Genomic DNA, 19,164 nt, shown 5'->3' on the forward strand with positions numbered 1-19,164 from the left:
AAAAAACAAAAACCGTGTAAAAAACCAAAAACCGTGTAAAGACAATAAAACGCGGGAAGAACAATAAGACATAAGAAAATAAGGGCAAAAAGCAATTGCCTGAAAAATGTGTTGGAATGCGTTTCTTCACAAAAATATTCTTATGCATTTGAAGCGCGTTCATGTTTATAGTCATGGGGACGAAGCTTGGCCTGAAAAGACGGCTGACACAAGATTGAAGTCCGCATTGTTAAAGAGACGTTGCAAGTGAATAGAAATGCTGAAGTGACAAAATCCTATAAATTGGCCGCTATTTTTGCGATTTGCCTCGGCGTTATCATGGCTATGATCGACACCGGTATTACCAATACCGCCCTTCCCACAATCGCACAGGAATTCAAAACCAGCGAAGCTTCAACCGTTTGGGCGGTGACGGCCTATCTTCTTTCCATGATTGCAATGACACTGCCCTTCGCAAGCCTTGGCGAGGTGATCGGCTTTCGCATTATCTTCATCGTCGGACTTCTGGTTTTTACCCTCGCTTCGCTTCTTTGCGGGCTATCATGGTCACTTCCAACACTGGTTGGCGCACGCATTTTGCAAGGTATTGGCGCGGCCGGAATATTGAGCACCAACCTTCCCCTTATCCGCTTTACCTTTCCGCCACAGAAACTCGGTGTCGGGCTTGGTATCAATGCCATTTGCATGGGAGTGGGCTTTTCTTTAGGGCCGACACTCGCCTCGCTTATTTTGTGGTTTACCACCTGGCACTGGCTGTTTTTGATGAATGTTCCACTCGGTATTGTGGCACTTGCCATATCCTTCCATTCGCTTCCAAAAACGCCCTTGAGCCACTACCGCTTTGACAATCTTGCCGCCTGTTTTTGCGGCATCGGTTTTGCCGCGCTTATTTTCGGCATTGGTGAATGTGCGCACCGCCAGCCACTTTCCATGATTATTCCGACCTTTGTCATTTCATTTGTTGCAATTGCCGCACTTATCATCCGCCAGAAAAACCACCCTGCCCCGTTTCTGGCGTTCGATCTCTTTTCCTCGCGGATTTTTACCCTTTCCATTCTTGCCGTTCTTTTTGCCTTTATCGCGCAAGGGATTGCTTTTGTGGCGCTTCCCTTCTCGTTCCAGATGCTCATGCATAAAAGCCAGTTTGCCACCGGCTTTCTGATCGCACCGTGGCCTGCTTGCGCGGCACTCACTTCAACCTTTACCGGCAGGCTTTCCGACCATTTTTCACCGGTTCTTCTTGTTGCTATCGGCATGTTTCTATGCGCAAGCGGAATGTTTTCTTTAAGCCTTCTTGGTGAAGGAACGCCGGTTCTTGTGATTGTGATCTGCATGATGGTGTGTGGATGCGGCATGGGCTTTTTCAATGCGCCCAACCAGCGCGTTATTATGCTTTCCGCCCCCGCCGACAGAAGTGGCGCAGCCGGTGGCATTATGGGCATGGCAAGGCTTATCGGCCAATCGGTGGGAAGCACACTTGTTGCATTTTTCCTGATTGTCTCTTCCCATTACGGCTCGCGCTATGCTTTGTGGTGCGGCACAACCTGTTTTTTACTCGCCGTATTGACCGGCGGCTTGAGGCTCACAAGCGGAAAACATAAAAAATCATAAAGTCTGCTTTCTGTTTTTGGCTGTTCTTTTTAGGCTGTTCTTTTTAGACCTTTTTTAGGCGGTTCTTTTTAGGCCGTTCTTTTCTGGCATTCAAGCCACAGCCCGCGGGCCTCGCGGCTTGAACCGCCTGTCCCATAAGCCGTTTCAAAGCTCTGCCACTTAGCCGTTTGAAAAACGTGTTTCCAGAAGATCGACTTCGCGGATCAATCTTGCAGTTGTCTCTTCCGAAAGTTGGTGACGACGGCCGAAAGCAAAATAGGTCTGACGTTCGGCTTTCAAAGCTTCAAGGCGCAAACGCCGTTCGATTTCGGCAATCTTTTGGGTATTGCCTGCATCCGCATCCGAAATATTCTGGTCGGCCAATCTTTCACGATAGTTCGCCATGACGCGCGCGCCTGCACTTGTATAAAGGTCGGCATCGCTGCGGCCTTCACCCCAATTGTGCACTGCCTGTTCAACCGCTTTGATGGCCGCTTCGGCAGCCGCAATATGGGCGCGCTCTTCTTCCTTCTGATGGGAAGGTTCGGGCGGCAATTCCAGACCTTTGAGGAGGAATGGCAATGAAATACTTGCCATGACAAGCGAAATCAGAATAACGCCGGTTGCCAGAAATATTGCAAGGTCGCGGGCGGGAAATGGCGAACCGTCGGGAAGAAAAAGCGGCAAGGTCAAAACACCGGCAAGGGTTACCGTGCCGCGAACACCGGCAAGCGATGTCACAGCAACCAGCCGCCAACTCGGCACAAAGGGTTTCAAGCCGCGCCGGTAAGCACGTGCAAGCGTAAAACGCAGAGAGACCCAAACCCAGATAAATCTGAGTACGGCAAGCGCCACATTGATTGCAATGACATAAACCACAAGCCAGACCGGTTCATGGTGTCCGGTTTCCTGAACCACAATTGCCGCACCGCTGACAATATGGGGAAGCTGTTCACCCAAAATGACGAAAATGACACCATTGGCAACAAATTGCACAGTGTCCCAGACAGCAAGCCTGCGAATGCGCGTCAAAGCAAGGTTGCGCAGACTGTCTTCGGTAAAGCTCATGGAAATACCGGCGGCAACGGCGGCAAGGATTCCCGATGCATCCACCTGTTCGGCGGCAAGATAGGCGGCAAAAGGAATAAGCAGGCTTATAAGAATATGGGAACCGGTTTCCTCGCCGAATTTATGGTTCCAGAAATTGCTCACCCAGGTGACACAGAAGGTGGTTGCCGCCCCGATAATAACACCGGCAACGGCAGTCCACAAAAACGTTCCGAAAGCCGCAACAAGCGAAAAACTTCCTGTCATAGCCGCTGCCACAGCAAAGCGCATACTGACAAGGCCGGATGCATCATTCAACAGGGATTCACCTTCCAGAATATGCATCAAGCGCTTCGGGATGGGAGAACGTTTTGCAATTGCACTGACTGCAACCGGATCGGTTGGCGAAACAATGGCGGCAAGTGCAAAAGCCACCGAAAGCGGCATGGCCGGAATAATCCAATAAGTGAAAAAACCGACACCCAAAACCGTAAAGACAACAAGCCCCAGTGCCATTTCAAGCACTGTCCAGCGGTCGCGCTTCAAACCGTCTTTGGGAATGCGCCAACCGTCAAGAAATAAAAGTGGCGGTAAAAACAACAGGAAAAACATTTCCGGCCGTAATTTTACCCCCATGTCGCCAGCAAGAGAAACCACCGCGCCGACAGCAATCTGGATAAGCGGTAACGGAATGGGCAATGGAAGTGCGCGTGATATTGCGCCGCTGATGATGACAGCGACCAGCAATATCAATATCACGACAACCGATTCCACTCTCGATAACCTTTCAGAAAAAACTATGCCACGCCATTTAAGCAATGAACAGTTTCAATAAGATAAACAAAAACGAACTTCTGAAAATTCCTGCCAAATTTATGACAATCTACTTCTGCTCATGTCATGTGCGGTAAAAATGGTGAATTGTGGGCAGTCTTTCTTCTATTCAATGAAAAATAATTGCGCTCCATCAAAATTGTGTAACCGGCTGAAATCCTCCCGTGAGCTGATACTGTTCGGGTCGAAAAACCGAGCTTTGGCAATCCGTCTCTCTTTTCAAGACATTAGCGGCTTTTACAAAAAAGACTTTTCCTTTGAAGTTCAAGCATTACCTAACATTTTGTTTTTCTAAGATATTCTTGAAATTATCCTGCTGCTTTCAGAAGGCGCCTTTTTAATCTTCTGCATTTTTTAAAGAACCATAATGCCGTTTTGACTCCCGGCTAAATAAATTTTCGCAATCTTTCAGAAGAGTTGAATATTTCATCCTATTTAGATTGCTCTTAAATTATCTTCCTGAAACGGAATTCTCTTTTCTATATTGAAACTTTACTTGGTGAAATTATCATGTAATATTGTTCTATAGTAGAGCATAATCTATGAACAGATTGATATAACCGAATACTGTACACGAGTAAATTGTGGGAGAGACTATCATGGCACTGACACCGGTCCAGAATTTGAAATTCGCTTCTGTCAAAATCTTGCAAGAGAGAATTGACCAGATCGAACAACAAGCCAAACGCGCTCCCACGACGACGGAACAGATTTTTAAAGCCAAAAAAACAGGCTCTTCTATAAAGGCGGAAGAAAAGTCGACTTATGACAAAATCCGCAGCAAGATTGCCGGAGCTACGGTATTTGATAATAGCCGTATGAGCAAAAGCGAATTCAAAGCAAAAATACTGAAAGAAATAGCAAGGAGCCTTGGCATTGATCTTGATAAAGATGGAACAGATCTCAAACATCTGGCCAATTTGGTCCGCGACAAATTGGCTTACATGAAATCTCAAGACCCGGTAGGTTATGAAGAATTTATGGAAGGCATCACTAAACGGCTCGGCCTTGATAAATTAGGCTTGAAGGCGGAAGACGTTGTCGCGGCAATGGCTGACCCATCTTCACAAAAGGCGGAAGAAGTTGACCAAAAACTTGATGTCTATTTCGGGAAAGATGGTAAGGCCTCTTCTGAGGTTGACAGTGAACTGGACGATATTAAAAAAATTCTCAATCAGAACGGCGACACTTCAGCAAGCGAAAAAGCAGCCGAACAACTTGGCAACGCATCATCCAATGCTTCAGTGCCAAACGGGATTTTGACCGATCAGCCGACCGGCACTTATATGCCGAAAAGCTTCCCGCCAGCGCGCAGGTAATTGCTTTTATAGCACTCATCACGTTTTAGCATTAATTACGCGATTGTTTAGCTTTTAAAAAACGGCATTTTCAAAAATTTATGTAACGGGAAGAATTCCGCCCGTGACCTGACACTGTTTCGCCTGTAAAACTGTGCTCCGACAATCTATCCCGCCTTTCAAGATTGCTCCGGCTTTCACACAAGGAACTTTTTCATTTTCCATTCAGACATTCCTTAACATTCTGTTTTTGATTGATATTCTAAAAATTATCCTATTGCTTTTGAAAAGCGGCTTTCTGGCCTTCTGTTTTTATTCAAAAAGCCATAGTGTCGGTTAAAATTTTGGCGAAATAGATTTTTGCAATCAATGAGAAGAGTTAAACATTTCTCTCGATATGTTGTTTTTAAATTCACTGTTAGCAGCGAAATGTTCTGTTCTATATTGAAACTTTACTTCAAAAAATTATCATGTAAAATAATAATCTAATACTACATGATCTATTAACAGATTGATGTAGACCGAATACTGTACACGAGTAAATTGTGGGAGAGACTATCATGGCACTGACGCCGGTTCAGAATTTGAAATTCGCTTCTGTCAAAATCTTGCAAGAGAGGATTGATCAGGTCGAACAACAAGCCAAACGCGCTCCCACGACGACGGAACAGATTTTTAAAGCCAAAGAAACAGGCTCTCCTTTGAAAGCGGAAGAAAAGTCGACTTATGACAAAATACGGAGCAAGATTGCAGGCGCTACGGTATTTGATAATAGCCGTATGAGCAAAAGCGAATTCAAAGCAAAAATACTGAAAGAAATAGCAAGGAGGCTCGGCGTTGATATTGAAAAAGGTGGAACAGATCTCAAACGTCTGGCCAATTTTATCCGCTACAAATTGGCTTACATGAAATCTCAAGACCCGGTAGGTTATGAAGAATTTATGGAAGACATCCTTAAAAGCCTCGGCCTTGATAAATTAGGCTTGAAGGCGGAAGACATTGTCGAGGCAATGGCTGACCCATCGTCGAAAAAGGCGAAAGAAGTTGACCAAATACTTGATGTCTATTTCGGGAAAGATGGTGAAGCCTCTTCTGAGGTTGACAGTGAACTGGACGATATTAAAAAAATTCTCAATCAGAACGGCGACACTTCAGCAAGCGAAAAAGCAGCCGAACAACTTGGCAATGCATCATCCAATGCTTCAGTGCCAAACAGGATTTTGACCGATCAGCCGACCGGCACTTATATGCCGAAAAGCTTCCCGCCAGCGCGCAGGTAATTGCTTTTATAGCACTCATCAGGCGATTGCTAGTTTTTTTAAAAACTGCATTTTCCGAATGCTTGTGTTTTCACATTAGAAATCGGTGTGAGGAATGGCAGCAACTCTGTGTCCAAGACAAAGCGGAACGGCCGGAACGGGTGAAAACCGGAAACCGGTGGAACTAAGTTTTTAAAACTGAAAAACGAGCCGTAAAAAGCAGCAAAACACCGGCATTAAGGAAATGCTGTTCGGGCTTTAACGATAGAGTTTTTATGCAAGCTCGGTAATTTTTTCTACCCGCGAATGGTTCTTCAGGCTTTTCAGATAAGGCTTATTATTACCTCAAGAAAACGATTTCCGGAAACATTGGAGATTTTACCAATTCGGTTATGACGTTGATAGCAAATGATTATTCCGGTTTATTGCAGATATGTTCATTGCCCCGATAATGCCTGATCGGCTTTCATTTCTTCGTGGTGTTCAATCAATTTCATATAAATTATTTGCCCAGTCAAACTGTTCACAATGAAAAGCAAAAGTTATTTTTCAGATATTTTTATACAAGCGCGAATGCTAAACTTGTTAAGCGGTTATAGGAGGCTGACGTAAAACAATAAAAACCTCGCCGAAGCGAGGTAAGTACGCGGTGGCCGTTTGCGAAGTTTGGGAATATCATCCCAATTTTAAATTAACCAACGTAGGTAGTTTAATTTTTATCCGTGAGTTGTCTTTATTACCAGACCGCTCTTTTACAACATAACTTCCTGTTTGCGATTTTTGATATTCATATTTTGGCATCTTTGATGTTGTGCCGAGAGACGCCGTTAACCTTTTTCCACGCGTTTGATTAGACATGACCTGTTTCCAATCTGTTTAATTCCCTAGAATAAAAGTATTTACGTTTTATCCATTTAAACCCTTCATACCTTGTTACAACAGCTACATCGGTTTCGCCTCCCACTATATCGGCACCGGGTGAAAATCGAAAGTAACTTTTTGTTAAGTCTACAAGATATGTCGCAAGATCTATAGCATCTTTTACGGGCATGGAATTAATAAATAGTTCCGAACTAAAATGGTTCCGTATGTCAGTACCAAGGCGATATGCATCCTCTTTTTTGAAACCAATTGAACAAAGATAGGCTTCAAAGTTGGGGTCAACCCCAAAAATAAGCCGATGTATGGGTAAGGGTTGCCCGCCAAAGAATAGACTTGCGCTTCCATTATCTGTTATTTTTTCTGGGTTATCGTCGCATGAATCGTTTTCAATCTTAATTTTCCAAACCTCGTGCGACGAATTTTCATCCGATGAATAGCCCCCAACCCAAAATTCAAAGGATGAATCTGGACTGCGATTGTCAGCTTTTTGATACGTATCCCAAAAGAAATCCCGGGTCAATTTTGCTACGCCCTCAAGGTTATAGTTTTCCTTATCAAAATCAGAGCAGCTATTCGTTTCAAGTGATTTACGGAGTTTCTTTACTAACGTGCCTATTGAAGCAGAGCCTATATTGCCCATACCACAAGTCATCGCACAAATTGGCAGGCCTCTGTAGAGATTGTACACCTTGTCGCCATTTTCATAGACATTTATAACGCCGGTAGTTCTATTACCTTCTGAATCAACGGTAGTTTGAACAATGCTTGAGGCGCTGTCGGCGGCGAAAACAAGACAATCGTTGACAGCTAAACCTACACATACAGTCATATCTCTCTCCCTACATATCAATAACAATGCGCCGGAATCGTTCTCGTTAAAATTGTAATAGCGGGAATAGCTATAGGTATGCAACGTTGAATCCAATTTTTTGACAAGTTGTTCTTATAACATTGAGGGTTTTATTTTATTTTTTTGCAGATGAATAAATAAAGTAATGATCTTAATCGAATATATCTATAGAAACGAAAGGCGCTACCCGTTAATGTTCGTCCGGTCTGGTGGCGCAATCAGAACCGATAAAGAGGATTTCTTCACGGCTCATAGTGATTGGCGGGTCGTTTTCGTGCTCCACTTCTGCCTGAGCCGTGCGCATGAAAAGGGCAAATCGCAAAGGCTCGAATGTCTCATCCGTCATCGGGCTTGAACGATAAAGTTTCCAAGTCAATGCCACAACTTTTTCTGCCCGCGAATGGTGCTCTAAACTTTTCAAAAAAGGCTTTATATCGCCCCACGAGAAGTGTTCTTTTTCCTGTTGTTTTTTTCCTGCATTGTCGGCTTGGCTAACCGGTTTTTTTTGATGTAGCCCTTCGGATTTTTGGCTATCCAAAGTTTTACTTGTTACATTGGCAGATTTACTTTGCTCTTGATCTATTTCTGCGCGACCTGTTTTTTTGCTACGCCCATCGGCTTTACCGGAAGGCGGTTGTGTTTTTTGATAAAAACGTGAACTATTCTCCGGCTGGTCTTTTTGGTCATCAGCTTGGCGAAGGAATCCGGCTTTCGGCTTTAAAGTTTTCCCAAGATTTTTAGTCTTTTTCATCCCGCCTACCCCGCGCTGTTTAAAAAAGAAACGTCATAAGCTTCAACACGTTTAACGGGGGAATCGTAAAAAAATGACATGATTAATGTCAACATTTTTTATGTTGAAAATTATTAGACTTCTTCATCAAACGAATCGTTTGACCTAGACGACATGTTGTTTTTTTAAGATTTTCCGAAAATGATTTATCACTTCTATTTAAAACCGGACGAATGTTCGGTTCAGAAAAGTAGCGACTGAAAAGCCTCTTTATGATTTTAAAAATTTAAAACAAAAACGATAAAATAACAAAAATTTTAAATTGTTTTATTGCCTTTTATGAAGAATTTTAAATGTTTTTGTCGGCGTTAATTGGGTGAATTTCTATAAACAAACGTCATGCGGTAAGAAATGAAAAGGCGGCTGACAAAGCGAAAGCGGCGATAAGAATAGCGCTTCTCCTCAACCGGCAAAAGTGTTTCGCACACCGGTAACTCACGTGCTAAACCATGCAAGTATCGAATGTTAGACTATTCAATTATTAAACCATTCGGCGTTCAATATTCGGGCGCCAAGGATAAGCCCCGCCCACCTTTGGCATAAAAAATCCCGCAATAGCAGGTTGGTTTGAAGTGCATCGGATACTGAATAAATCACCTGCCAAGCAATATAATTTGCGAAAATTGGTCAGCGCAAATCCGGTTTCATCAGATCAGCCCGCACAATTGTTGTTGCTGTTTACAACTGAAGCACCAACACATCTTTATTCGGTCGATCGGGTTGCGAAAATGATTTGCCGCAAAAATCTACCGATTGAAACATTTTGCAACATGTCGGCACATCCGATATGCCAATGTCTTGTAAAATGTTCCGGTTTTAACGGGTAAAACGGCCGATATAGCGGCCAAGAATGGTGATTTCGCTCAAATTCAGAATGCGCGGTTTGTGGTGGGGATTATCCGATATGACCTCGACCTCGATTTCATCGGCACCGGGGCGAGAGACGATTTCCAACCGCTTGATGATAACCCCGCCAAGCTCGTCAGCCAGCGCATAAATTCCCGGAGGTGACGGAACACGGTGCGATATGTCGATAAACACCGCATCGCCATCATGAATGGTGGGCGACATGCTATCCCCATAAGCGGGAAGAACGGCAACATTGGACGCTACAACATTGAGTTTTGCCAAGAGGCTTTCGGGTAAACGCCAAAAATCCCGTATTACTTCTGTCGAAATCTGAACAGCATTTTTGGCACCGTTCACGATCATAATTTCCCCGCCGGCGCCCATGCCCGCCTTGACATCAATTTCGGGTATTTCGCCGTCTTTCAATTGCGACCTTGTTTTGACATCGCTATCAATCCGGTCAGGAATATCGGGATCGAAACTCGATACCATCTTGCGTTTTGCGCCATTCTCGCCCGTCAAAAGATAAGAGGCGCTCACGCCGAATTTGCGGCCATAAATGGCAGCCTCTTCAGGCCCGAATTCATTCTGCCCGTTTTCGTGCGCCCGATAGGTCGAATGGCTCACACCAATTGCATCCGCAGCTTTCGTTGCAGATGAAAAGCCCGCTTTCAGCCGTGCCTCGCGTAATCTTTGTCCCATCGTGTCCATAACATAGATTATGTCAGAATAATAAACATAAATCATGTTGACAATAGGTGTAAAATGATGTTGTTATACAACCTGTCGCTATTATAACGCGAATTACAACATGATAAATGTTTAATGGTGGCGAAAAAGTTGAGGAAGGTGCGGCGTGTGTTTTCCTGCAAGGTTTATTAGACGGCGTATTTGCCATGTTTCGGGGTGGAACAAATGGACAAATCAGATATTGGCGTGTTGTCAGATATTGGCGTGTTGTCAGATGTTGGCGTGTTGTCAGATATTGGCGTGTCACGATTATTCGACACTGATGTTTTGCATGAAATACAACCGTTGACCTGCTTTAACCGCAAGCCTGCACTGTTGACTTGGCCTTTAGAAGCTTCAACCGAAATACCAGCAGCAGATAATAAAGGCGCATTAAAAAGCATTTTACAAAGCGCACAGGTCTTGAAATACCACTTTTGCGCTACGCCTTCTTCCGGCAGTTTCCAAAACCTGTTTGAAAATGCTGGTGGAAGCACCTGTTGCGGGCAGAAGGTGCTTGCGCCCCGTTCATTATGCCGAACGTTTTTATGCAGCCCATCTTCTTTAGCCCGATTTTTTCCCAAAAAAAGCAAATTATGCTTATTCGGCTTTGGCTCTGTCGGAAGCACTATCATCCGGCGAGCCTGCACCTTCTGCGGAAGCCTTTCTGGCATTGGTATTTTCGAGTGTCACATCATATTTCTGCGGCTCGGCAAGGAAATTTTCCGGTTTGCCGACAGCGATCATACATTTGGCGAAAAGCGGCAGAACATCCTTGCTATCAATCGTATTTTCAGAAGCACCGGCAATAATACTGAACAAACGGAATGCGACTTCTTCCGGTGTGGCTGCTGCATTGACAGTTGCAGATCTTATCGGGTTAATAACGGGCATTCTTTTTCCTTTGTCTTTCATCAATCACTTGATGAAATAGTTAAACAACTTGTTGTTTTTATCAAGGCAATAGCAATCGCCATTTTTAAACCGGTGAGCCTTACCGCTTTCGGGAAAAGGCTTTGTTTGAGCGCACCTTTTTTTGCCCGTGCGGGACAACAAAAATCAAACCGAATTTTCAAAAGCAGTGTTTCGAGCGCAACAAAAGTCTGCTTGTCCGCAAAAAGCGTAAACGAAAAAATCAAAGATGTGACACGAAAAAGCAAGGCGTTGGCACTTCATGGCGGAAGCGTTTTTGAAGCCGGTTTTTCTCCAGAATTATTGGAATTTTTTGCGCGTCAATTGTGCGGCCAACCAACATTTTCCAAGGCAGAGAAGAGAGTTTTATAAAATGGATTCGTCAACACTACGCCGCCTTGCCGGTTTGAACCTTTCTACCGAACAAATGTCGGCTATTCTTGAACTTCTTGCCGATATAGACGAGCGGGAAGACCAGCGCCGTGCCCGTACACGCGAGCGTGTGCGCCGTTTCAGGCTGACACGGAAAAACAATGTAACGTTACAAGAGGAAAATTGTAACGGCAAGGAAACATTACCCCTTTCCCCTAAAAGAAAGGTTCCCCCACACCCCCTTAAAGAAAATAACCCCTTTCCCGCTTTCTCTGAAACGTCTTCTGATGCGCTTGTCGAAGAGCCAACAGACGAAAAAGGCGGGCATGGTTTTCCCCTTTGCCAAAATAGAAATTTACCGGAACTTCCCGCGGGGTGCGAGCAGAACAAAACTTGTTCTTTTGCCGTGAGTTTGCCCAAGGACAAGGCTTGTTCCTTTTCTGAAAATTCCGCTTTTCCGCAAGCGGAAAGTGCTCCACTTTCAGCAAGCATCGGAACGTTGTCTGCGGCTGAAAAGGACGAGGCTTCCGGCGCAATTTCAGCTTCCGGTGAAAGCGCGGGCGTGCCGCTTTTGCCTTCACCTTCGGGAATTTTTGGAAGCCGGAATTTTGGAAAAAACGAAGTTCCAGAGCTTGCAATAAGCCGCCCCGACAAACGTGATTTTGAAGCCGAATTTCATGAAATTTTCTGGCCGTCTTTCCCCAACAAATGCGGCAAGCCGAAAGCACTAACGGCGTTTTTGAAAGCGCGCAAAAAAGACAGTCTTGCCGCCATTATGGCGGGGCTTCAACGCTATATCGCAGACAAGCCGCCCGACCGCCCCTGGCTTAACCCGACAACGTTTCTCAATCAGGAACGCTGGAATGACCAACCTGCCCCCGTTCTGGAGCGAAAAAATGCAAAATTCGGATATGATAAAAGATCGACAGCCAGAAAAGTTACCGATGCGATGGCCCGTCTCGCACCTCGATTTGACGCTTGCCAAACTCGTTTCCCTCACAACAGGTGAAGGCTTTCCGCCCCGCTTCAAGGCGGGAAAGAAACCGACAAACGTCCAAATCGCAACAATCCGGCACACGCTTGAGGAAGCAAAAAACACACTTTTAAAAAAGGCCCGAAGCGACGAAATCATGGAACAGTTTTTGCTGCTTTCGGGCGGTATGCGGCTGCCCCGTGATTTAGACGGGGAAAGTGCGGCCAAATCCTATATGATTGCGCTTTCCGGCTTTTCCAGCTTTGCCATTATGCAATCGGTGCTTTTGATTATTCGCGGCAAAGCGGAAGGCTTCAACAAAACCTTCATGCCGACAGCGCCGGAACTCGCCGCTTTTTGCGAACATATCGAAAAAACCGAATGGTTGAAAATCGACACTGTGGAGCGGCTTCTAAGAGCCGGTGAAGAAGAACAAAACGACGTTTTAATTCCAGAAGCGCGGGAAGAAAAACCGGCTTGTGACCACAAAACCACGACCGCAAGCGAAAACAACACAACAGAACATAAAACAGGGCGGCAAGTTTTCCGCCCGCAAAACAAATGCGCGTTCAATGAAGCTGAATGAAACGGAATGGGACAGCAAGAGACAATACGGGACAATGCGGGACGATATGGGACGATATGGAACATCTGTGAAAAGCCCAATGTTTTTTTCAAAAGCGCAAGAACCACAAGATTTCAAACAACAACACTTCAAACTCAAGACTTCAAACGACAACCCGATAAAAAGCAATCATGAAAGGCTTTAACAATGCAGGAAATTGAAATTATCAGATTGAAAGCCCGTTCAAAGGCGGGCAAACTCCGGCTCAAGCGCGGGCGCGGAAGGCCACGTATCGAAGGTATTGCGCGCGAACCGAATGGCAGGCGCAGCCGCGCAAAAAAACCGCGCGAGGCGATTGACCGTCTTGCTATTTTGATGCGTGCAAAGCACACCGGCCTTTCCGAAAAACAGGCAAAAGACCCGCGCGCTTCCACCTATATCGGCAGGCTTTTTTTGGCCGGCCCCGAATGCGGCGGCATTAGCGAAGACCAGTACAATGCCGCGCTGAAATTTATCGAGGTGGATAACAATTATAAAAAGGCACTGCTTTCGCCTGCCGCCTATTACGATGATTTTAACAGCACGCCTAATCCCGAACTTTATGAAGCGTTTTGCAAGCGCGCAAAAAAGCAATATCTTGCCGCGAGAGAAGCCATTCAGGAAGCGCAATTCGATAACAGAATTGATAACCTTTATGCCGCCTTGCAATATATCGTGCTGGAAGATCTCGAATTGCCGCACCTTGTCGGCGCAACAAGGCTTGTACTCAATGCGCTAAACCGGCATTTTTTTCTTGCCAATAAAGGTCATTAAATTTTTAATGACCTTGATGGCGCAACGGGAATTCTATTTTGCAAAGGGATTTTCTTGGGAGGCAGGAAATTTATAGTGCAAATGAAATTTTATGATTTTGTTGCTATTTGTTGTTCGGCCGGAAAGACTATTTTTGTAAAAAACCTATTTTTAGCAAAGATTACAGCCTGAAAAAGCAAACTTGGCTTGTAACTTATGCGGGGCGGCGCCCGTCAAATCGGAAGTCCACCCCGCCTTTTTATCCCGACTTCCAACTCTATTTCTAAAAGGCAGGCACTCCCCTGCCTTTTTAAATACCTTGCACAATTTATCACTCTACAATGATAGGGATAAGCGAAAACAGGTGAGGTAACGACCTACCTTTAGTTGATAGAGATGACAAAGATCAAACTTTACCGGAAATTCAATTATCTTTACGCGCACGCGACGGTTGCGCTTATTTTTTATCGTGCGGTGGGGAATAAGGTAATCGTTCTTCTTTGAAAAGCTCTTCAAATTGTTCTTTTGACGTAATTTCGATTAATAAAGCACCATCTTGTTCTTTATCGAAACCTAAGGGTTCGTGACCTGTATAATAATAGCTCCTGTCAAAGGCCTCTTTCATCCCATTTTCAACGGTCAAGCAACCTTTAATGGGAAGCCACGATAAACAATCGCTAAAATCACATTTCTCGAAGCTATTGAAATTGGAAACACCATTATCCGAATACTTTTCTGGTACATAATCTATAATCCAAGAACTTTCCGCTGATGGATCTTGCAAAGGAATAAGACGAGATGGGTTAGCACTTTTAATTTTACAGTATTTTAATGTGCATTTCCACACTGAAATATTGTCTATTTCAACTGTATTTCGGTCGTATTTTAATCCATTAAAGAAACATTCAATGAACGCAAATTGATTAGTTTTTCTTAATTGAACGTTTTCTAACAATGATGACTCGTCAATTTTAAATCCGATATATACCACATATAAATTTTTAGTTTTAATAGGCGTAAAATAATTCAGTTCTGAATGTGCGTTCGATATGTATATATATTCATTAGAAAAAAGTTCATCGGAATTATTTCCGACAAGATCATCCGCATAATGAATTGCTCGCATTCGCACTTCATTCGCCGTTGTGACATCGCTGGCATTTATGATAAAATCCGTTAAAATATCAAATGCTTCTTTTCTGAGAGGACCTTTAGGATCACTTGCGACTGCATTCAAAAAGGAAAGACCTGCATATTTTTGCGCGTCATTTTCGCTGCTTAAAAGTTTTGATGCTTCTGCGATAAGCTGGGCGGTATCTCGCTGTTTTGCCATTTTGATTTCGTTATCGTGGCGCTTGCCATCCTGCTTCTTTTCTTCAAGCTCGATTGATTTGATTTTTGTTGCTTTGGCAGCCCAGAAAAAGGTAACAAGACCGGCAGTGGCAAGGGCTACATTTTTAATATCAATACCACCGAAAAAAGTTGAATTGTCTTTATCCGGATAAAAACCGAGAAAAGCGATCGTCCCGAACAAGGTACCGAGAATTAAAGTGACGGTCAAAACAATAACAGCAAAACGGTTACTGACAAAATCAACGCTTTGGCGAATATCCGGGCTTTTTGAAGAGAAAAAGGATTCATTTATAAAGATAAACAGCAGAACAAAGAGAACAGCGGCAGACAATACCACAACTGCAATGATGTTCAGATTTTTTTGAAGGCCTTGATAGGGATAAAAAGTAGAAACAAGGAATAACCCGAAAAGGGCAATGGACAAACTGACAAACAAAACTCGGTTGGTGTCCATCGTCATCATTGAATAGAACCAAAGCGACATGTCCGCCAGAACAATGGAAACAAAAATAATTAGCCTAATCGTTAGTGAATCAAATGGATAGAAAAAATAAGCTATTGCATAAACAGATATTGCGGTAAGTAGACAAATAATACCGCACAAAAGAATGCGTTTTTTTATTATTTTAAATTTTTTTTCGGCTTCACTCTTTTTTTGTGAGTTATCGTTCTGTTTATCAATATCCAAATTTGAAGGCATTTTCCGCTTTTTCCCCTTCTCTCACCCTAGCGATTTATGCCAAAAACGCTGAAAAAAGCAATGATAGGATGTGGTTTTCCCCATTTTGCAACCCCTATTTGTGTGATGTGTTTGCTTGTCTATTGTTTCAAGCTTTCGCGAAAATGAGGAAGGGAATAACTAACGGCTATTTATGGTATTATTTCGTGGCATGAGTTTCTTATGGTCAAAGCCGGAATTGTCGTTTCCGTTTAGAATGTCGTTTAAGCGCAAGACAAAAGTAGTCGATTTTATGAAGTAATAAAAAATAAAACTATTTTTTGACACACAGAATCGGTTAATATTCGGGTGTTTCTGTAGCATTACATTTCCACTATTCAAAAGAGCATATAACAATTTAATTATGAGCAATTCTACTGACGACCTTCCGTTTTCCCAACGCTATGGCTATATGCCGATTATTCAACAGCTTGCTTTGGGAGAAATACCAAAGGCTTTTAAAGAAGAGTTAAAAGAACTTCTGGACTGGGTTATTCCGGATTATGGCGATGAAAGTATTGATATTTCCAGCACAGACATGTTTAAAGATATTTTCATAAATATTTGCGGAGGTAGTTATCAGGAGTATTACGTAAACAATGATGATTTTTTATTAAAAAAGAGTTTTGTAAATAAATTTCTTTTTCGTTTTATTGATAATTGTGAATTTTTTAAATTATTTGATTTATTAGAAGAACTGATGAAGAACCCTGAACATTTCGAAACACATGACCCTGACGATGAAAATAATGATATAGAATTTGAGTTAAAGAAACTCTTTAAAAAGCACCATTTAGCCTACACAATTTACAACGGCAAGATCGAACCTATCAGTAGTGAATTTGAAGGCAAGACCTATGTTGCTGCACTCGATGAGACCAAGGATAAAGGGCAGCTTGGTGCCCATAGCCATTTACTCAAAGCCGGAGAACAGATAAATCACCAGAAGTGGGCAGATAGCGTTCGGGAAAGCATCAGCGCGGTGGAAGCGGTTTCGCAGACACAAGATTCCAGAACATCAGCTTCGGGAAATATCCGCTTAGGGACGAGCGTCTTCGCCAATACCGGCTCTGCAAATTCCGGCTTCGAGACTACCGACTTCGCAGAGCGATCAATCGCCCCTCGCCCACCTTCTTTACGCCGAACAAAAAGGGAAAATAACGACCTGCCTTTTTAATCCAAACGAATAGACAAGATAACCACCCGACTTGAGTTGATAGAGATAGAAGAGATTTAAACTTTACCGGAAATTCAATTATTTTTACGCGCACGCGATTGTTTTTGTTTGCTTCTTTTCCGTAGAGAATATTGTAGGTAATCCTTTTTGATAAGCTCTTCAAATTGTTCTTTTGAAGTAAGTTCGATCAATAAAGCATTTAGTCTTTCTTGATTGATAATTTCCGGTTCATGACCCGAATAATAATAGCAATTTTTAAAGATCTCTTTTTTATCAAAATTCCGTTCTACAAATAAAAACAGACTAAAATCTCGATAATCGCTAAAATCACATACACGAAATGTACTAACTTGAGGGCCATCAATCGACCGATACTTTTCAGGTACATAATTTAAAATACGGACTTTATTGGTAGAATATTCCTTTATCCGAACAAGATGTGATACATTAAGTCGTCTAATCTTACAACGGTTAATTTCACAATTCCAGACTGAAATATTATTTAGTTCTAAGATGTGTTCTCCATCAACCTTAACATCTATGTCCCCAGAACGTCGATTAAAAATAACAACTGTTGCTCCATTAAAGATACATTCAATAAATGCAAATTGATAAGGTCTCTTTAATTTATTTTCATTTTGAAATAATGACGATACAATTACAAATCCGATATATACAACATATAAATTTTTAATTTCAATAGAATCTAAAATATCCTTTCTATTATGCAGACTTGATATCTGTATAAATTCATTGATTTGAAATTTATCAGGATTATTTCCGACTAGATCATCCGCATAATGAATCGCTCGCATTCGAACTTTATTCGTTATTTTGACGTCACTGGCGGTCAAAATAAAATCTGCTATCAAATCAAATGCTTCTTTTCTGAGAGATCCTTCGGGGTCACTTGCAACTGCATTCAAAAAGGAAAGACCTGCATATTTTTGCGCATCGCTTTCACTGCTTAAAAGTTTCGATGCTTCTGCAATAAGCTGGGCGATATCACGCTGTTTTGCCATGGCAATTTCGTCGTCATGACGTTTACCATCCCGCTTCTTTTCTTCAAACTCAAGCTTCTTTTGTTCAAATTCTTGCTTTCTTTGTACAAACTCTCTTTTCTTTTGCTCAAGGTCGATTGATTTGTTTTTTGTTGCTTTGGCAGCCCAGAAAAAGGTAACAAGGCCGGCAGTGGCGAGCGCTACATTTTTAATATCAATGCCACCGAAAAAGGTTGAATTGTCTTTATCCGGATAAAAATAGAGAAACGCAATTGTCCCGAACAAAGTGCCAAGAATTAAAGTAACGTTTAAAACATCAACCGCAAAACGGTTGCTGGCAAAATCGACACTTTGGCGAATATCGGCATTTTTCGACGGGAAAAAGGCAGCATTAATCCAGCCATTCAAAATCACGAATAAAAGCGTTGCGACAATGCCAACAAGAGAGATAACTTTCAATCTATATTGAAAGTCCTGAAATGGATAAAAAACCGATAGACAGAGGAAAACAACACATAAAATAGTCGAGACAAGAAGCGCAGGCCAGCTTGTTTCTTTCGTAATGATTGCGGGAAGCAAGATCAGTATGTCCGCCAAAACAACGAATAAGAAAATAACCGCTCCAAGAATGTTGTCAGCAGTTCCGAGAAAAAAATAAATCGGGAGCGAGAGAACTATTGCTGCAATTAAAAAGAAAACACCAAGCCGGAACATGCGCTTTTTAAAGGCAATGAATTTTTCATCTGCTTTACTTGTTTGTTCAAGATTATCGATCTGTTTATCGGTATTGATATTTGAAGGCATTTTCCGCTTTTTCCCACTCTCTCACCCTAGCGATTTATGCCAAAAACTCGAACAAAAGCAATGATAGGATGTGTTTTTCCCCTTTTTGCAACCGCTATTTGTGTGATGTGTTTGCTTGTCTATTGTTGCGAGCTTCCGCGAAAATGAGGAAAGCGGCAAAAACGGAGTTCAGTGGTAATAGATGAATCTCGAAAGGAAGGCTAAAAAAATAAAGTGCAGGAAAAAGCACGCATTCTCTTGAGTTCTTTTAATTTCATATTCTCTATCACTATTTGAATAGTTGTGCGGGTGCAGGCGAAAAGCTTAGAACGCAGCGGGGAAAAAGCCGCGCTGGTTTTTACAAAAAAATTTTTCAATTTCCCATTTAAT

16 protein-coding genes are annotated in these 19,164 nt (G+C 42.8%); 7 read left to right on the forward strand and 9 right to left on the reverse strand.

Annotated features, from left to right (window positions below; all coding sequences use genetic code 11):
* Positions 1–246: 246 nt before the first annotated feature.
* Positions 247–1,611 (forward strand): MFS transporter, encoded by a 1,365-nt coding sequence (locus H3S94_RS10085; protein ID WP_198231523.1) that lies wholly within the window; start codon positions 247–249, stop codon positions 1,609–1,611.
* Positions 1,612–1,770: 159 nt separating this feature from the next.
* Here the strand turns inward: H3S94_RS10085 and H3S94_RS10090 are convergent, their stop codons facing one another.
* On the reverse strand, positions 1,771–3,411 hold the full coding sequence (locus H3S94_RS10090; protein WP_077993213.1) for a Na+/H+ antiporter: 1,641 nt from the start codon (positions 3,409–3,411) through the stop codon (positions 1,771–1,773).
* Between the two features lie 659 nt (positions 3,412–4,070).
* On the opposite strand from H3S94_RS10090, the gene H3S94_RS10095 reads away from it, so the two are divergent.
* Positions 4,071–4,790: a hypothetical protein gene (locus tag H3S94_RS10095; RefSeq protein WP_198231524.1), complete on the forward strand. Its 720-nt coding sequence runs from the start codon at positions 4,071–4,073 to the stop codon at positions 4,788–4,790.
* 78 nt (positions 4,791–4,868) lie between these two features.
* On the opposite strand, the gene H3S94_RS12015 is transcribed toward H3S94_RS10095, so the two are convergent.
* Positions 4,869–4,994, reverse strand: a complete 126-nt coding sequence (locus H3S94_RS12015; RefSeq protein WP_255520167.1) for a hypothetical protein — start codon at positions 4,992–4,994, stop codon at positions 4,869–4,871.
* Positions 4,995–5,329: 335 nt separating this feature from the next.
* Between H3S94_RS12015 and H3S94_RS10100 the strand changes: the two genes are divergently transcribed.
* The gene (locus tag H3S94_RS10100) at positions 5,330–6,049 is read left to right on the forward strand and encodes a hypothetical protein (protein WP_198240950.1); all 720 of its coding nucleotides are present in this window, start codon (positions 5,330–5,332) and stop codon (positions 6,047–6,049) included.
* Positions 6,050–6,878: 829 nt separating this feature from the next.
* Here the strand turns inward: H3S94_RS10100 and H3S94_RS10105 are convergent.
* The 5 genes from H3S94_RS10105 to H3S94_RS10125 form a co-directional block, all read right to left on the reverse strand.
* Positions 6,879–7,739, reverse strand: coding sequence for a hypothetical protein (locus H3S94_RS10105; protein WP_198240951.1), 861 nt, complete (start codon positions 7,737–7,739; stop codon positions 6,879–6,881).
* Positions 7,740–7,950: 211 nt separating this feature from the next.
* The gene (locus H3S94_RS10110) at positions 7,951–8,511 is read right to left on the reverse strand and encodes a hypothetical protein (RefSeq protein ID WP_198240952.1); all 561 of its coding nucleotides are present in this window, start codon (positions 8,509–8,511) and stop codon (positions 7,951–7,953) included.
* A gap of 855 nt (positions 8,512–9,366) precedes the next feature.
* Entirely contained in the window at positions 9,367–10,101 is a 735-nt protein-coding gene (locus tag H3S94_RS10115; RefSeq protein ID WP_246786474.1) for a LexA family transcriptional regulator, read from the reverse strand.
* 176 nt (positions 10,102–10,277) lie between these two features.
* A complete protein-coding gene (locus H3S94_RS10120; RefSeq protein ID WP_198240953.1) occupies positions 10,278–10,763 on the reverse strand; it encodes a hypothetical protein in 486 nt (161 codons plus the stop codon).
* A complete protein-coding gene (locus H3S94_RS10125; protein ID WP_077993227.1) occupies positions 10,729–11,022 on the reverse strand; it encodes a hypothetical protein in 294 nt (97 codons plus the stop codon). Before H3S94_RS10125 ends, H3S94_RS10120 begins: the two co-directional genes overlap by 35 nt.
* A gap of 280 nt (positions 11,023–11,302) precedes the next feature.
* On the opposite strand from H3S94_RS10125, the gene H3S94_RS10130 reads away from it, so the two are divergent.
* The 3 genes from H3S94_RS10130 (at position 11,303) to H3S94_RS10140 (ending at position 13,763) form a co-directional block, all read left to right on the forward strand.
* Positions 11,303–12,421: a hypothetical protein gene (locus H3S94_RS10130; protein ID WP_198240954.1), complete on the forward strand. Its 1,119-nt coding sequence runs from the start codon at positions 11,303–11,305 to the stop codon at positions 12,419–12,421.
* On the forward strand, positions 12,357–12,971 hold the full coding sequence (locus H3S94_RS10135; RefSeq protein WP_198240955.1) for a hypothetical protein: 615 nt from the start codon (positions 12,357–12,359) through the stop codon (positions 12,969–12,971). Before H3S94_RS10130 ends, H3S94_RS10135 begins: the two co-directional genes overlap by 65 nt.
* A 186-nt stretch (positions 12,972–13,157) precedes the next feature.
* Positions 13,158–13,763 carry a hypothetical protein gene (locus tag H3S94_RS10140; RefSeq protein ID WP_246786473.1) on the forward strand — a complete coding sequence of 202 codons (606 nt, stop codon included), beginning with the start codon at positions 13,158–13,160 and terminating at the stop codon, positions 13,761–13,763.
* Positions 13,764–14,199: 436 nt separating this feature from the next.
* On the opposite strand, the gene H3S94_RS10145 is transcribed toward H3S94_RS10140, so the two are convergent.
* On the reverse strand, positions 14,200–15,795 hold the full coding sequence (locus H3S94_RS10145; RefSeq protein WP_198240956.1) for a hypothetical protein: 1,596 nt from the start codon (positions 15,793–15,795) through the stop codon (positions 14,200–14,202).
* 382 nt (positions 15,796–16,177) lie between these two features.
* On the opposite strand from H3S94_RS10145, the gene H3S94_RS10150 reads away from it, so the two are divergent.
* Positions 16,178–16,990 (forward strand): AbiJ-NTD4 domain-containing protein, encoded by an 813-nt coding sequence (locus H3S94_RS10150; RefSeq protein WP_198240957.1) that lies wholly within the window; start codon positions 16,178–16,180, stop codon positions 16,988–16,990.
* 74 nt (positions 16,991–17,064) lie between these two features.
* On the opposite strand, the gene H3S94_RS10155 is transcribed toward H3S94_RS10150, so the two are convergent.
* Entirely contained in the window at positions 17,065–18,795 is a 1,731-nt protein-coding gene (locus H3S94_RS10155; protein WP_198240958.1) for a hypothetical protein, read from the reverse strand.
* Positions 18,796–19,164: the final 369 nt, after the last annotated feature.

Source organism: Bartonella sp. B10834G3, assembly GCF_016102505.1.
GTDB classification, from domain to species: Bacteria; Pseudomonadota; Alphaproteobacteria; order Rhizobiales; family Rhizobiaceae; genus Bartonella; species Bartonella choladocola.

Coding starts and splice junctions, on each gene's coding strand:
- H3S94_RS10155 (WP_198240958.1), bottom strand. CDS start 18,795: ATGCCTTCAAATATCAATACCGATAAACAGATCGATAATCTTGAACAA.
- H3S94_RS10125 (WP_077993227.1), bottom strand. CDS start 11,022: ATGCCCGTTATTAACCCGATAAGATCTGCAACTGTCAATGCAGCAGCC.
- H3S94_RS10140 (WP_246786473.1), top strand. CDS start 13,158: ATGCAGGAAATTGAAATTATCAGATTGAAAGCCCGTTCAAAGGCGGGC.
- H3S94_RS10115 (WP_246786474.1), bottom strand. CDS start 10,101: ATGGGACAAAGATTACGCGAGGCACGGCTGAAAGCGGGCTTTTCATCT.
- H3S94_RS10105 (WP_198240951.1), bottom strand. CDS start 7,739: ATGACTGTATGTGTAGGTTTAGCTGTCAACGATTGTCTTGTTTTCGCC.
- H3S94_RS10120 (WP_198240953.1), bottom strand. CDS start 10,763: ATGATAGTGCTTCCGACAGAGCCAAAGCCGAATAAGCATAATTTGCTT.
- H3S94_RS12015 (WP_255520167.1), bottom strand. CDS start 4,994: ATGGAAAATGAAAAAGTTCCTTGTGTGAAAGCCGGAGCAATCTTGAAA.
- H3S94_RS10130 (WP_198240954.1), top strand. CDS start 11,303: ATGGCGGAAGCGTTTTTGAAGCCGGTTTTTCTCCAGAATTATTGGAAT.
- H3S94_RS10135 (WP_198240955.1), top strand. CDS start 12,357: ATGCGATGGCCCGTCTCGCACCTCGATTTGACGCTTGCCAAACTCGTT.
- H3S94_RS10110 (WP_198240952.1), bottom strand. CDS start 8,511: ATGAAAAAGACTAAAAATCTTGGGAAAACTTTAAAGCCGAAAGCCGGA.
- H3S94_RS10145 (WP_198240956.1), bottom strand. CDS start 15,795: ATGCCTTCAAATTTGGATATTGATAAACAGAACGATAACTCACAAAAA.
- H3S94_RS10150 (WP_198240957.1), top strand. CDS start 16,178: ATGAGCAATTCTACTGACGACCTTCCGTTTTCCCAACGCTATGGCTAT.
- H3S94_RS10095 (WP_198231524.1), top strand. CDS start 4,071: ATGGCACTGACACCGGTCCAGAATTTGAAATTCGCTTCTGTCAAAATC.
- H3S94_RS10100 (WP_198240950.1), top strand. CDS start 5,330: ATGGCACTGACGCCGGTTCAGAATTTGAAATTCGCTTCTGTCAAAATC.